This is a genomic window from Sphingobium sp. GW821-FHT02B05 (assembly GCF_059421905.1).
Map to the genome: position 1 here is coordinate 107,582 of NZ_JBWKVW010000002.1, position 12,415 is coordinate 119,996.

Annotated in this window: 12 protein-coding genes; 4 read left to right on the plus strand and 8 right to left on the minus strand. The window is 63.6% G+C overall.

What is annotated here, in order from left to right; all coding sequences use genetic code 11:
* The first annotated feature begins 68 nt into the window (after positions 1 to 68).
* The gene (locus tag AC07UX_RS10360) at positions 69 to 887 is read left to right on the plus strand and encodes an ATP-binding protein (RefSeq protein WP_495191924.1); all 819 of its coding nucleotides are present in this window, start codon (positions 69 to 71) and stop codon (positions 885 to 887) included.
* Between the two features lie 94 nt (positions 888 to 981).
* On the opposite strand, the gene AC07UX_RS10365 is transcribed toward AC07UX_RS10360, so the two are convergent.
* On the minus strand, positions 982 to 2,307 hold the full coding sequence (locus AC07UX_RS10365; protein WP_495191925.1) for a PQQ-dependent sugar dehydrogenase: 1,326 nt from the start codon (positions 2,305 to 2,307) through the stop codon (positions 982 to 984).
* A 62-nt stretch (positions 2,308 to 2,369) separates the two neighbouring features.
* Positions 2,370 to 2,546: a hypothetical protein gene (locus AC07UX_RS10370; protein ID WP_495192299.1), complete on the minus strand. Its 177-nt coding sequence runs from the start codon at positions 2,544 to 2,546 to the stop codon at positions 2,370 to 2,372.
* A 237-nt stretch (positions 2,547 to 2,783) separates the two neighbouring features.
* Here AC07UX_RS10370 and AC07UX_RS10375 point away from each other — a divergent pair, with 237 nt between their 5' ends.
* On the plus strand, positions 2,784 to 2,993 hold the full coding sequence (locus AC07UX_RS10375; RefSeq protein ID WP_495191926.1) for a hypothetical protein: 210 nt from the start codon (positions 2,784 to 2,786) through the stop codon (positions 2,991 to 2,993).
* Positions 2,994 to 3,002: 9 nt separating this feature from the next.
* On the opposite strand, the gene argC is transcribed toward AC07UX_RS10375, so the two are convergent.
* The 4 genes from argC to AC07UX_RS10395 all read right to left on the minus strand — a co-directional run bounded on the left by argC (position 3,003) and on the right by AC07UX_RS10395 (position 6,684).
* A complete protein-coding gene (gene argC, locus AC07UX_RS10380; protein WP_495191927.1) occupies positions 3,003 to 3,947 on the minus strand; it encodes an N-acetyl-gamma-glutamyl-phosphate reductase in 945 nt (314 codons plus the stop codon).
* Complete coding sequence (locus AC07UX_RS10385; protein ID WP_495191928.1) at positions 3,944 to 4,870, minus strand: C40 family peptidase; 927 nt, start codon at positions 4,868 to 4,870, stop codon at positions 3,944 to 3,946. Before AC07UX_RS10385 ends, argC begins: the two co-directional genes overlap by 4 nt.
* Positions 4,830 to 5,225 carry a MarR family transcriptional regulator gene (locus AC07UX_RS10390; RefSeq protein WP_495191929.1) on the minus strand — a complete coding sequence of 132 codons (396 nt, stop codon included), beginning with the start codon at positions 5,223 to 5,225 and terminating at the stop codon, positions 4,830 to 4,832. Before AC07UX_RS10390 ends, AC07UX_RS10385 begins: the two co-directional genes overlap by 41 nt.
* Positions 5,226 to 5,286: 61 nt before the next feature.
* Complete coding sequence (locus tag AC07UX_RS10395) at positions 5,287 to 6,684, minus strand: leucyl aminopeptidase family protein (RefSeq protein ID WP_495191930.1); 1,398 nt, start codon at positions 6,682 to 6,684, stop codon at positions 5,287 to 5,289.
* A gap of 139 nt (positions 6,685 to 6,823) precedes the next feature.
* Between AC07UX_RS10395 and AC07UX_RS10400 the strand changes: the two genes are divergently transcribed.
* Together AC07UX_RS10400 and AC07UX_RS10405 are read left to right on the plus strand one after the other, a co-directional pair.
* A complete protein-coding gene (locus AC07UX_RS10400; protein ID WP_495191931.1) occupies positions 6,824 to 7,027 on the plus strand; it encodes a hypothetical protein in 204 nt (67 codons plus the stop codon).
* Complete coding sequence (locus tag AC07UX_RS10405) at positions 7,027 to 7,845, plus strand: DUF4163 domain-containing protein (protein WP_495191932.1); 819 nt, start codon at positions 7,027 to 7,029, stop codon at positions 7,843 to 7,845. The genes AC07UX_RS10400 and AC07UX_RS10405 overlap by 1 nt, the downstream gene beginning before the upstream one ends.
* A gap of 105 nt (positions 7,846 to 7,950) precedes the next feature.
* Here AC07UX_RS10405 and rimO read toward each other — a convergent pair whose 3' ends face one another.
* The gene (gene rimO, locus AC07UX_RS10410; protein WP_495192273.1) at positions 7,951 to 9,333 is read right to left on the minus strand and encodes a 30S ribosomal protein S12 methylthiotransferase RimO; all 1,383 of its coding nucleotides are present in this window, start codon (positions 9,331 to 9,333) and stop codon (positions 7,951 to 7,953) included.
* Positions 9,334 to 9,428: 95 nt separating this feature from the next.
* Positions 9,429 to 12,254, minus strand: a complete 2,826-nt coding sequence (locus AC07UX_RS10415) for a TonB-dependent receptor domain-containing protein (RefSeq protein WP_495191933.1) — start codon at positions 12,252 to 12,254, stop codon at positions 9,429 to 9,431.
* Positions 12,255 to 12,415 lie beyond the last annotated feature (161 nt).

A 12,415-nucleotide genomic window follows, 5' to 3' on the forward strand; every position in this document is an offset into this window, starting at 1 on the left:
CCATGACATGGGGGGTCGTCAGGCGCATAAGCTTGCGACCGCAGGAAACCGCAGCTAAGTCCGCCGCCATGAACGACGCCCTTCTGACCCGCATTGCCGAAGCGCTGGAGCGACTGGCACCGCCACCTGCTATGTCCGCCAATTTGACGGCGCATCCAGCCTATGTGTGGGATGGCCACGCGATCCGCGCTGTGGAAGCGTTCGCACCGGTCGATTATGACCTGCTGACCGGCATCGACGCGCAAAAGGGGCTGTTGCTCGACAATAGCCGCCGCCATGCGGCCGGCCATGCTGCCCATGACGCGCTGCTGTGGGGCGCGCGCGGCACCGGCAAGTCGGCCGTGGTCGCCGCCGTCGTCGGCCAGCTTCAGCGGGACGGGCAGGACATCGCGCTGCTGCAATGCGCGATCGACGAACTGGCGAGCCTGCCGACGCTCTTTGCCCTGTTGCGCGGCACCGATCGGCCGTTCATCCTGTTTCTGGACGATCTGGGCTTTGACGAAGGCGGCGTGGGCGACGCTCGCACGCTGCGCTCGCTGCTTCAGGGTGGTACCGCCGCGCGTCCGGCCAATGTCCGCCTCTACGTGACGTCCAATCGCCGCCATATCGTGCCGCGCCATCTTTCGGAACAGGACGACCCGATCAACCCGCGCGACGTCGTGGACGACCGGATGGCCCTTTCCGACCGTTTCGGCCTCAGCCTGGGCTTCCATGCGCTCGATCAGGACGCCTATGTCGCGATCGTGGGTGGCTATGCGGCAAAGCTGGGCATCAGCTTCGATCCGCTGGACGCGATCCAATGGTCCACCCAGCGCGGCAGTCGGTCGGGCCGGGTCGCCTGGCAATATGTGGTCGAACTGGCCGGTCGGAACGGGTTGACGATCTAGAAACCCAATCCGTTCATTTCGCGTGAAGTCGAGAAATCGGAGGCGAAGCGCTACCTCGTTTCTCGACCTGCTCGAAACGAACGGATGTTGGCTTTTACTTCGCCTTCGTAACCCGCCACACCACGCCGCCGACATCGTCGCTGACCAACAGCGCGCCCTTCGCATCAGCGGTCACATCGACGGGGCGGCCACGGGCCGCGCCATCCTTGTCCAGAAAGCCGGTGAGCATATCGACCGGCTTGGCCTTGCCCGCTTCGCCATCGGCAAAGCCGACATAGACGACCTTGTATCCGGCGGCAGGCTTGCGGTTCCAACTGCCGTGCAGACCCACGATCGCGCCGTCCGTATAGGGCGCACCCAGTTGCAGCTTGTCGGCGAAGGTCAGGCCCAGCGGCGCGACATGATTGCCCAGCGCATAGTCGGGCCTTTTGGTATATTCGCGGATTTCCGGGCGCTGCGGCTGCACGCGACGATCCTCATACCCTCCCCAGTAATTCCAGGGCCAGCCGTAAAAGGCGCCAAATTCCACTCGCGTCAGATAGTCGGGGACCAGGTCGCCACCCAGCATGTCGCGTTCATTGACCACGCCCCAAAGCGCGCCGCTCCTCGGTTCGAATGCCAGACCCACCGGATTGCGCAGGCCCGACGCGAAGATGCGTTTGTAGCCGGTTTTGGGGTTCACCTCGAACACCAGTGCGCGGTTCTTTTCCACGTCCAGCCCATTGTCGGCGATATTGCTGTTGGACCCGACGCCGACATAGAGCAGCCCTTCGGGGCTGGCGGCCAGGCTCTTGGTCCAATGCTGGTTGGGCGCCCGTGCGGGCAGGTCGATGACCTTGCGACCCTTGTCCGCGATCTTCGTCTCGCCTTCCCTGTATGGGAAAGCCATCAGCGCGTCGGTATTGGCCACATAGAGCGTGTCGCCGATCAGCGCCATGCCATAGGGGGAATTGAGTCCGGTCAGGAACGCCGTCTTCGTCTCTGCCTTGCCGTCGCCATCGGCGTCCCGCAGCAAGGTGATGCGATTGGCGGATGGTACGCCGGCACCGGCCCTGTTCATCAAGAAATTCATCACCTTGTTGACGATGCCGCCCTGCGGACGCGGTGGGCTGTTGGTTTCGGCCACCAGCACGTCGCCATTGGGCAGGCGTAGCAGCGATCGTGGATGGGCCAGTCCCTCGGCATAGCGCGCCACGGTCAGCCCTTTGGCCGCGACCGGCTTTTCATTCGCAGTCCACGGCTTTACCTCGGCGATGTTCACCGTCGGCAGCATCTCGTTCTTGGCGGTGGTGAAGACAGGCTCCTTGCCCATATCCGCGCCAGGCGGCAATTGGGCCGTATTGCCCTGCGCCAGATAGAGGAACGTGCCGCCGCCAATCAGCAGCAGGATCGCGGGGATGGCAATGATATGTTTTTTCATGACGCCACATCTATGCGGACGCATGATCGTGGGCAAGAGGGGGGTGGGGCGCGCCTCGTCCCTTATTTGTCGCGTTCGCGCCACCACAGCAGCAGCGCGATGAATACGCCCGCGCCGGTGCCAGCCAGCAGGCCGATGCTCGGTTGGCCCAGCAACCCGCCACCGATGGTGCCGGCCAGGATCAGGAAGGCGATGATCGCGCCCGCGCCGGTCGGTTCTTTCTTGCCCTTGCTCATCATTGCCCCTTGCCATGACAGGGGCAGCAAGGCCAGATGCTTCGGTCACGGACGACCGCCAAAGCAGCGACGACCCGTATCGGGACCCAATGTTTCATTTCGGGAATATCGTCCCGCCGTGGGACTTGCCTAACGATCCATTGACTCTTCAACCCCGCCTGCACGCTCAAAGCGTTGAAATGGCACGGTGATTGAACAGGCCTCCCCATAACAAAGTCGCCAAGAATATCGGGGGTTGCAATGCAGGTTCCATATCTTTCGGATCGAAAGAGCTATGAAGACGCGGCCGAACTGATGGCCATGTTCGGCGATAATGCCGGCTATGAGGCCGCTGCGCGCGCCGACCGTAGCCTGGACATGGGCAACCACATCCATTTTTGCCACTGGCGCCAGATTGAGCGACTGATCGTGTTGCTCACCTACGACCAGCCGCTCGGCACCATTCATTAAGGCCGGTGGTTAGAGGCGCAGGCCCGCTGTTTCCGGCAGGCCCGCCAATATGTTGAGATTCTGGACCGCGGCACCGGCCGCGCCTTTGCCCAGATTGTCGAGCGCCGCGACCAGCCGCGCCTGGCCGCTCTCCTGACTGCCGAACAGGAACAGTGCCAGTCGATCGGTCGCCCCGACATGTTCGATCGCGACATTGCCCATGGCGGCGCTCTCGTCCAGCGCTGCGACGCTGACGATCTGCGAACCGGCATAGGCGCCCGCCAATGCGGCGTGGATGTCGGCCAACGCCGGCGCACCCGGCATCGCCCGCAACTGCAACGGTATTTCCACGATCATGCCGCGATAGGCATTGGCCACTGCCGGCGCAAAGAGCGGCGGATGGGCAAGACCCGAATAGCGCGTCATTTCCGGCACATGCTTGTGGCCCAGAGCCAGCCCATAGGGACGAAAGGCGCTCGGCGCCCCGGCTTCGCCTTCATATTCGGCGATCATCGCCTTGCCACCGCCCGAATAGCCCGACGCGCCCGATACCGTCACCGGCCAGTCGGCAGGCAGCAGCCCGGCCAGCAGCAGCGGCCGTACCAGCGCCAGAAAGCCCGTCGGCCAGCAGCCCGGATTGGCGACGAAGCGGCTATTGGCCAGCACGTCGCGATGGCCCGGCTCCAATTCAGGAAAGCCATAGGTCCATCCGTCCGCCACGCGATGGGCGGTCGATGCGTCGATGACCCGCGTATGGTCATTGTCGATCAGCGACACGGCCTCGCGCGCAGCATCGTCCGGCAGGCACAGGATGACGACGTCAGCGGCGTTCAGCGCATCCCGGCGGGCGCCCGCGTCCCGGCGCAGCTCTTCCGGCACGGTGATCAGCGACAATTCCTCGCGACCGGCCAGCCGATCGGCGATTTCGATGCCGGTGGTGCCATGTCCACCGTCGATGAAGACGCTCGTACTCATGCGCTGATTCTCCGCCGGGCGATGATGGGCTGCCGGTGCGTGTCGGCAAGGCGCGCGACGACGTCCGCCAGCGGCTCCTCTACCACGGCCATCCAATGGGCATTGGCGTGCAGCAGGGTGCTGGCGTCGGTCATGATGCCGACATGGCTGGGAAAGAAGATCAGGTCGCCGCGCTGGAGCGCCGCGTCGCTGTCGATCGGCGCGCCAATCCCTTCGCATTGCAGGTCGGTGTCGCGCGGCACGGCGATGCCCGCCTGGCCCAACGCGACCTGCACCAGCCCCGAACAATCGATGCCGCGATGGCCGCGCCCGCCCCAGATATAGGGTTGGCCCAGATAGCGCTGCGCCGTCGCGACCCAGTCCGTCGGCTTGGTGTCGGCCGGCTCTGCATGGCGAACGTGGATATAGCCTTCGGCACAGGCGATGAAGTCGCCCTGTGCCTCACCCGAAACCTGTGTCTCACCCGAAAATAGCGCGCCGCCCGGCCAGTGGTCGGCGATCGGCGCCTTGATATCCATCGCGCTGAATAACGGCGCGCTTTCCACCTTGATCCGGTGGGTCGGCGTTTCCAGCAGGTCCAGGGCGTCGCGGCGGATATAGCCGACATAGCCGTCATGGCCGCAAAAGCCCCAGGCCCAGTCGGTCATCACGTCCAGCGCGTGGAAGATTTCGCCGCGCAGCAATTCGCTCACCGCCTCGGCAGTCGGCGATGCAGCCGACACGATGGCCGCGCCGGGCGCCACGCAGGTGAGGGGGACGGCCCGTGCGTAGTGGGCAGAAAAGAGAACGCCGGCGAGCGAAAGATCGGCCAAGTCGCCCCGCGCCGCGTGGACGCGGCGGTCGAGCGCTACCGATCGGCCTTCCAGCTTGAACCGGGTTCTTTCAGGCGGTGCGTTCCGCGCGGAGTTTATCGGGCCTGTCATCGCGGCCGGTTCCTGCGATGAAATGGTGAAAGGCGTCAAGGAATTCCGCCCCTTTTGACGTTCGGGTGATGAAAATATTGCGACGATCGGCGACATCGCGCTCCCGACGGAGATATCCGAGCGCCGAAAGCTTGTTCAGCGCCCTGGTGATGACAGGCTTTGACACATGCAGCGCCTCCGCCAGACCGCGTACCGTATGGGGGCCGGACCCGATATAGACGGTCATCATAAGGGCCATCTGGCGGTTGGTCAGATCGGGCTTACCCGACCGGACATAATCGACCAGCGTGCGCATCCACTGTCCCAGGGGTTGAAGGGCGGGGCGCTCGGTTTCGGTGAGGCTATGCGCGTTCATGCCCCCTCAACGCATGATTCCCAATCCGGTTGCGTAACGGAAGACGGACGGGCCGCAGCCCTTATGCGTTCCGTCCGTAGCGTTGCTGCAACAGCCGGAAAACGGCGCGCAGGCCCAGCGCCTCCCCACCCTTGGGCCGGCCGGGTTTCGATGTCGGGCGCCAGGCGAATGTGTCGAGATGCAGCCAGGGCGTGTCGTCGGGCACGAAGCGTTTGAGGAACAGTGCAGCCGTGATTGCACCGGCAAAGCCGCCTTCGCCGGCATTGTTCATGTCCGCCACATCGGATTTCAGCATGTCGGCATAGCCATCCCATAGCGGCAGGCGCCAGGTCGGATCGTCCACCTGAGCACCGGCCGCAGCGACATCGGCCGCCAGCGTGTCGTCATTGGCAAACAGGGCGGGCAGGTCTGGGCCGACCGCGACACGGGCCGCCCCGGTCAGCGTGGCGAAATCGACGATCAGTTCCGGCTTTTCCTCACCCGCGCGGGTCAGCGCGTCGCCCAGCACCAGCCGCCCTTCGGCATCGGTGTTGCCGATTTCCACGGTGATGCCCTTGCGACTGCGCAATATGTCGCCGGGGCGGAACGCATTGCCGGCGATCGCATTTTCGGCCGCCGGGATCAGCAGGTGCAGGCGCACCGGCAGCCGCGCGGCCATGATCAGTTGCGCCAAAGCCAGCGCATGGGCCGCGCCGCCCATGTCCTTCTTCATGATGCGCATGCCGGCGGAAGGCTTGATGTCCAGCCCCCCGCTGTCGAAACAGATGCCCTTGCCGACGATGGCGATGCGCGGATGGGCCGGATCGCCCCAATGAAGTTCGATCAGGCGCGGCGCGAAACTCTTGTCCGCTGCCTTGCCCACGGCATGGATCATCGGGAATCCCTGCTCCAGCGCATCGCCCCGGATGGTCGATATGCCCGCGCCAAACGCCGCGGCGACTTTCTCCACGGCGGCTTCCAGATCGGGCGGCCCCATGTCGGCGGCCGGTGTGTTCACTAGGTCGCGGACCAGCGCCACCGCCTGCGCCAATTGCACCGTCTGGTCGATCCGCGCCACATCGCCCGTCAACAGCACGCGCGCGCCGGCGGGCGCTTCTTCCTTGCGATAGCGGTCGTAGCGATATTGCGCCGTCAGCCAGCCCAGCGCCGCCGCGCCAGCCGACCCTTCGTTCAGCCGATAATTGCCCTCCGGCAGCGTGTCGGCCAGCCGGGCAAGGCACCAGCTGCCCAGCGCATCGCGATTGGCGACTCCCGCGACCACCGACCAGTCATGCCCATGCTCGCCCGGCATGATCGCATGCTCATGGCTCCCTCCCTTGAACTTTTGCGCCGCCACCAGCGCACGGACCGGTGCGGGTTGCCCGGCCAGCCAGCTATCGAAACTCTTGGCGTCGACCAGGTGGATCAGATGGGCAGGTTGCTGATTGTCGGCTTTGAGCAGGTCGGGAAAATCGGTCATGATGCGGATGTACGGGAAAGGGATCACTCCTGGGAAGCGCATTTTTTCATCGTTCGCGCGACACGTTCGGCCCTTTCTTGATTTGCGATGTGAACCGGCTGCGCCTAGATTCGTTCGATAATCACAGAGGAGATGGACGATGATTCATGGTGATGATCGCAGCCTGCAAGCGGCACGGGCGCGCGCCTACGCGCTGGCCGACAGTGGGCAATTTGACAATAGCAACGCCGTGCAGCAGGCGCTGATCGCCGAAGGCTGGTCCAATGCCGGGCGTGCGATGGACAGCGATTATGCGCGCAATGCGGTCGGCGAAAAATGCCGCGCAGCGACGAAGGCGCATTGATGCCGGCACGGATATGTCTGCCGGCGGCGGCCTTGCTGATCGCCGCCTGCACCCCGTCGCAGGACAAGCAGAACGCCAGCGCCTCGGACAATCAGGCGGCCGCGCGCTTTGCGGACAAGATGGCGGGCACGCCACAGCCGGCGCCACTCGCCAAGCCATTCGTGCAGTCGGACAAAAGCGAATTTCTGGAATTTTCCTATGCCTACCCGGCGCAAGCGGCGGCAATTCCGTTTCTGGTCGATAAATTCGGCAAGGATGCGGCTTCCTCTAAAGCCAATGCCTTGAAAATGGCGAAGGAAGACAGCGCTTCGGCCAAGGAAGCGGGCTATCCCTTCCGCCCGCACAGCATCGAAACCAAGTGGCAGGTCCAGGCGGACACGCCGCGTTTCCTGTCGATCGAGTCGGAATCCTATATCTATACCGGCGGCGCGCATGGCATGACCGGCTATGATGCGCTGCTGTGGGACAAGGCGCGTCGTCGCGAAACCAGCGTCAAGGCGGTGATGACCTCGCCCGCAGCCTTAGCGGCGGCGATCCGCGATCCTTTCTGCAAGGAACTGGACCGGCAACGCGCAGAAAAGCGCGGCGAACCGGTGGTGCGGGGCGACGACGACTTTACCCAATGTATCGATCCCATGGAACAGGTGCTGGTCCCGACCTCCAGCGACGGCAAGCTGATCGACAGCATGACCGTGGTGGTCGGCCCCTATAATGCCGGCCCCTATGCCGAGGGCAGCTATGAGATAAAGCTGCCCGTCGATGCCCCCATGCGCAAGGCGATCAAGACCGAATATCAGGACGGGTTCGTGAAACCCTGATACCGATAGACAGTGATGTGCGCTATGGCTCTGCGTTCCCCGGCCTGCGCCGGGGATCGATACATGTGCGTCAACCCAATCCCATCAAGCAGCGGCGTATAAGGTTTAAGCCGGCACCCCGTACAAATCATGCTCGTCGGCATCTTCGATCAGCACGTCGAACATATCGCCGGCCTTCCGCCCTTCGCCCACGTCGCGCAGGAAGACATTGCCGTCGATTTCCGGCGCGTCGGCCTGGCTGCGGGCCGTGGCGCCGATGCTGCCATCCTCCTCGTCAGGCTCGCCCACTTCGTCCAGGATGACGGGCAGGACGCGGCCGACCTTCGCCTGCAACTTGGCGGCGCTGATCGCTGCGGTCTTTTCCATGATCCGCTGATAGCGTTCCTCCTTGACCTCTTCGGGCACGGCGCCAGGCAGAGCATTGGCGGCAGCCCCCTCGACCGGCTCGAAGCGGAAGGCGCCCACGCGGTCCAGTTGCGCCTCGTCCAGCCAGTCGAGCAGATATTGGAAATCCGCTTCCGTCTCGCCGGGGAAGCCGACGACGAAGCTGGAGCGGATCGCGATGTCCGGGCATATCTCCCGCCATTTGGCGATACGGCTGAGCACCTTGGCTTCGTTGGCCGGGCGCTTCATCGCCTTCAGCACGCTGGGCGCGGCATGCTGGAAGGGGATGTCCAGATAGGGCGTCAACAACCCCTCGGCCATCAACGGGATGACCTGATCGACATGGGGGTAGGGATAGACATAGTGCAGCCGCACCCAGGGCGCCTTGCCTTCGGCCGTACGTAGCTGACCAAGCTCGCGCGCCATGTCGGTCATGTGCGCACGCACTTCGCGGCCCTTCCACATGCGCGGATCGTGGCGCGTATCGACGCCATAGGCCGACGTATCCTGGCTGATGACCAGCAATTCCTTCGTGCCGGCCGCGACCAGCTTTTCCGCCTCGCGCAGGACCGCGTCGATGCGGCGGCTGACCAGATCGCCCCGGATGGATGGGATGATGCAGAAGGAGCAGCGATGGTTGCAGCCCTCCGAAATCTTGAGGTAACTGTAATGGCGCGGCGTCAGCTTCAGGCCCCCTTCGGGGACCAGGTCGACGAAGGCGTTGGGGATGGGTGGCGATGCGTCATGCACCGCATTGACCACCTGCTCATATTGATGCGCGCCGGTCACTGCCAGCACCTGCGGGAATTTCGCGCGGATCACATCCGCCTCGTCGCCCATGCAGCCGGTCACGATGACGCGGCCATTCTCCGCCATCGCCTCGCCGATCGCCTCCAGCGATTCTTCCTTGGCGGAATCGAGGAAGCCGCAGGTGTTTACCAGCACGACGTCGGCGCCGGCATAGTCGGCGGACATCTGATAGCCGTCGGAACGCAGCTTGGTCAGGATACGTTCGGAGTCCACAAGGTTCTTGGGACAGCCGAGCGAAACCATGCCGATTTTCGGCGCGTCTGGGATTTTGGTTGCCATGATCGCCGCGCACATAGGGATTTTTGCGGCAAATGTCACGGGGGCCGCGAAAATGAGCGGGGGCGCACCGTTGTCAGCGCGCCCCCGCGCATTTGAAGCGATTGGATCGCCTACATTTTATAGGTCAGGCGCAGATAGCCGAACTGCCCCGGCACATCATAGCTGGTCGTGTCGAAATTCGCCCCGTCGCAGGTGCCGCACAGCGGCGGGTCTTGGTTGAACAGATTGTTGACGCCGATCGTCAGGCGAGTGCGATGATCCATCCAGTCGGGCGAAAAATAGGCCTGGATGTCGCCATAGAAGGTCGCCTTCATGACGTTGCCGTCGCCTTCGGTCACCTTGCTCAGATAGCGGCCGGTGAAGGAAAGGCCATAGGCTTCGGTCGAATAGTCGAGCGTCGCGTTCGCCTTGAAGTGCGGATAGGCCTGGTCGCTCGACCCGCACCGTTCCGTGCCGGCGCATTTGATCGTCGGGGCGCCCAGATCGGCTGGCGGCTTGATATTATATTTCAGCAGATAGGCGGCATTGATGTTGAGGCCGATCGACCCGTTGCCGACCATCTTCGACCGATAGTTGAGCGTGCCGTCGATCCCGTCCGTCTCGATCGCATTCAGGTTCTGGAGCACGCCGTTGATGCCGGCAACCGCGCCGCTGCCGGTGCGGGTGATGGCGGCGCAGCTGATCGGATCGGCCTCGAACGCGCAGCGTTGCAGCGTCAGCGATGCGGGGACCGAATCGATCGCATTCTTCAACGTGATCGTATAATAATTGACCTCGATGCTGAACTGGCTGGCGAAGCTGTCGCGTGCCCAGGCCGGGCTATAGACGCCGCCCGCCGTCCAGGTCTTGGACGTTTCCGGCTTCAGGCCGGTGAAGCCCTGCGAAAACACGCCCAACTGGCCGCCCTGCGGTTCGGCATAGCTGCCGCTGGCCGGCACGCCATTGGCGATACAATTGGCCCGCACGGTGGCGTTGGTCTGCCACGCGCTGCCCGCCACATTGGTGCAGGGGTCGTTGATCGTCGCGTCGGTGCGCGACCGGCCGGCATAAAGCTCGCCGATGCTGGGCGCGCGCAGGCTTTCGGCATAGCCGCCGCGCAGCAGCAGGTCGCGCGTCGGCTTCCAAAGGCCCGATACTGTGTAGGTCGTGTTGCTGCCAAAGCTGCTGTAATTGGAATGGCGCACCGCCCCGTCCAGTTCCAGCTTCTGGAAGAACGGCGTATCGGCCAGGATCGGGATGCGCAGTTCGCCGTAAAATTCATCGACGTTGAAACCGCCCCGCGCCGGGCTGGTGGGGACATCCGCGCCCAGTCCTGCGGTGATGATCGGGTCGGGCGTGTAGGACGCCTGCTGGTCGCGATGCTCGTAACCGATGGCGAAGCCCACCGGGCCGCCCGGCAGGTCGAACAGATCGCCCGACAGGTTGGCGGTGACGTCCCACAATTCCTGCTCGCTTCTGTCGCGTTGGTCGAACGTCACATAATCCAGCATCGCCTGGGTAATCGACCCGGCCCCGCCGAAGATGTTGAACGGCACGCAGTCGCCGGTGCAGCCCGCCACCGGACCCAGCGCCTGGGCCAGCTTGGCGGCGTTCAGGTTGCCGGTGAATGTCTGGTGCGCATTGTTGGTGCCGTAACTGCCATTGACGTCCCAATACCATTTGCGCTCGCCCACATCGAACGTGCCTTCCAACGTCGCCGCCATGGTCAGCGTATCGACTTCCTGGCTGAAGATACGCGGCCCGCCCTCGACAAAGCGACGGCGGATCGTCGAATAATTGGCTGGCGTGCCGTTCGCGCCCGAAGACAGGGTCACGCCGAACGGATTATAGGGATTGCTGGCATCGACCGAAATGGTGTCGAGCAGATTGCCGTTGCCCGCATCCGGCCCGATGAACAGCGGCAGGAACGCCGCCTGCGTGGTGGATTCGCGATGCTGATAGACCAGTCGCGTGCGCAGGCTGACGGTATCGGAAAATTCGAACTTGCCGTTCAGGAAGGCGCCATAGCGTTCCGACGGGGTCAGCAGATAATTATAGGGCGCGAAATTGAAGGAGTCGGTCGACGAATTATAGGCGCGATAGTCGCTCCTTACCGGCGCACGGCCGATGATAGGGCTGCCCAGCGTCAGGCTTTGCCCCAGCACATCGTACCGGCCATTGGGGGTGGCGCTGGAGCAGCCGCCGTCGGCGCAACTGGTGCCGCCGGCTGCCGGCCATTGCGATATGGAGCGATCGGCGGTGCTGACCCCCTCCTGCTTCACATAATTGCCGCCGACGACGACGGAGACGCGGTCGCCCTGAAAACCATAGCTGGCATTGATGTCATAGGTATGCCCGTCGCCCTTGCGGTACGTGCCGAACTGGGCCGACATGTCGAGGCCCTTTTGCGACTGGCGGGTGATGATGTTGACCACGCCTGCCACCGCGTCCGACCCGTAAAGCGGGGATGCGCCTGATTGCAGCACTTCCACCCGCTCGATCATGCTTTGCGGGATGGTATTCAGGTCGACCGAGGCCGGGATGCCGCCCGCCGCCGATCCGTTGACGTAACGCATGCCATCGACCAGCACGAGCGTGCGCTTTGCACCCAGATAGCGCAGGTCGATTTCGGCCGAACCCGACGATACGCCGGTGCCGTCGGGCGGTCCGCCGATATTGCCGGCATTGTTGGTCTTGGTATTCAGCCCGCCTGCGGCGCTGGGGATGCGTTGCAGCACGTCTGCAATGGAGGTGAGGCCGGTGCGGGCGATCGCTTGTTGATCCACCGTGACGATCGGCTTGTCCTGGTCCAGGGGATCCCTGCGGATGCGTGAGCCGGTAACGATGATCGCAGTGCCATCTTCGGCTTGCGGTTCGATCGATTGGGCGAAGGCGGGAACGGTCCAGGCGACGACGGACAGCATGACGCCACATTGCAAGGCACTTTTAAAGCGCATGTTACACCCCTTTTTCAGCGACCTGTCTGGCACAGGTTCTGACGAAGAGTGTTTGCGCTTTACAACAGTATAGCAATCGGCCCGATGACGGCCACGGGCCGTTGTAGCGCTAATATTGCGAGTTGTTGCTGCTCTGCAACAAATTGCAACGCTTCGTCTCT

Excerpts from the sequence above, each read along its gene's own strand:
- AC07UX_RS10360 (WP_495191924.1), top strand. The coding sequence starts at position 69 with ATGAACGACGCCCTTCTGACCCGCATTGCCGAAGCGCTGGAGCGACTG.
- AC07UX_RS10365 (WP_495191925.1), bottom strand. The coding sequence starts at position 2,307 with ATGAAAAAACATATCATTGCCATCCCCGCGATCCTGCTGCTGATTGGC.
- AC07UX_RS10370 (WP_495192299.1), bottom strand. The coding sequence starts at position 2,546 with ATGATGAGCAAGGGCAAGAAAGAACCGACCGGCGCGGGCGCGATCATC.
- AC07UX_RS10375 (WP_495191926.1), top strand. The coding sequence starts at position 2,784 with ATGCAGGTTCCATATCTTTCGGATCGAAAGAGCTATGAAGACGCGGCC.
- argC (WP_495191927.1), bottom strand. The coding sequence starts at position 3,947 with ATGAGTACGAGCGTCTTCATCGACGGTGGACATGGCACCACCGGCATC.
- AC07UX_RS10385 (WP_495191928.1), bottom strand. The coding sequence starts at position 4,870 with ATGACAGGCCCGATAAACTCCGCGCGGAACGCACCGCCTGAAAGAACC.
- AC07UX_RS10390 (WP_495191929.1), bottom strand. The coding sequence starts at position 5,225 with ATGAACGCGCATAGCCTCACCGAAACCGAGCGCCCCGCCCTTCAACCC.
- AC07UX_RS10395 (WP_495191930.1), bottom strand. The coding sequence starts at position 6,684 with ATGACCGATTTTCCCGACCTGCTCAAAGCCGACAATCAGCAACCTGCC.
- AC07UX_RS10400 (WP_495191931.1), top strand. The coding sequence starts at position 6,824 with ATGATTCATGGTGATGATCGCAGCCTGCAAGCGGCACGGGCGCGCGCC.
- AC07UX_RS10405 (WP_495191932.1), top strand. The coding sequence starts at position 7,027 with ATGCCGGCACGGATATGTCTGCCGGCGGCGGCCTTGCTGATCGCCGCC.
- rimO (WP_495192273.1), bottom strand. The coding sequence starts at position 9,333 with ATGTGCGCGGCGATCATGGCAACCAAAATCCCAGACGCGCCGAAAATC.
- AC07UX_RS10415 (WP_495191933.1), bottom strand. The coding sequence starts at position 12,254 with ATGCGCTTTAAAAGTGCCTTGCAATGTGGCGTCATGCTGTCCGTCGTC.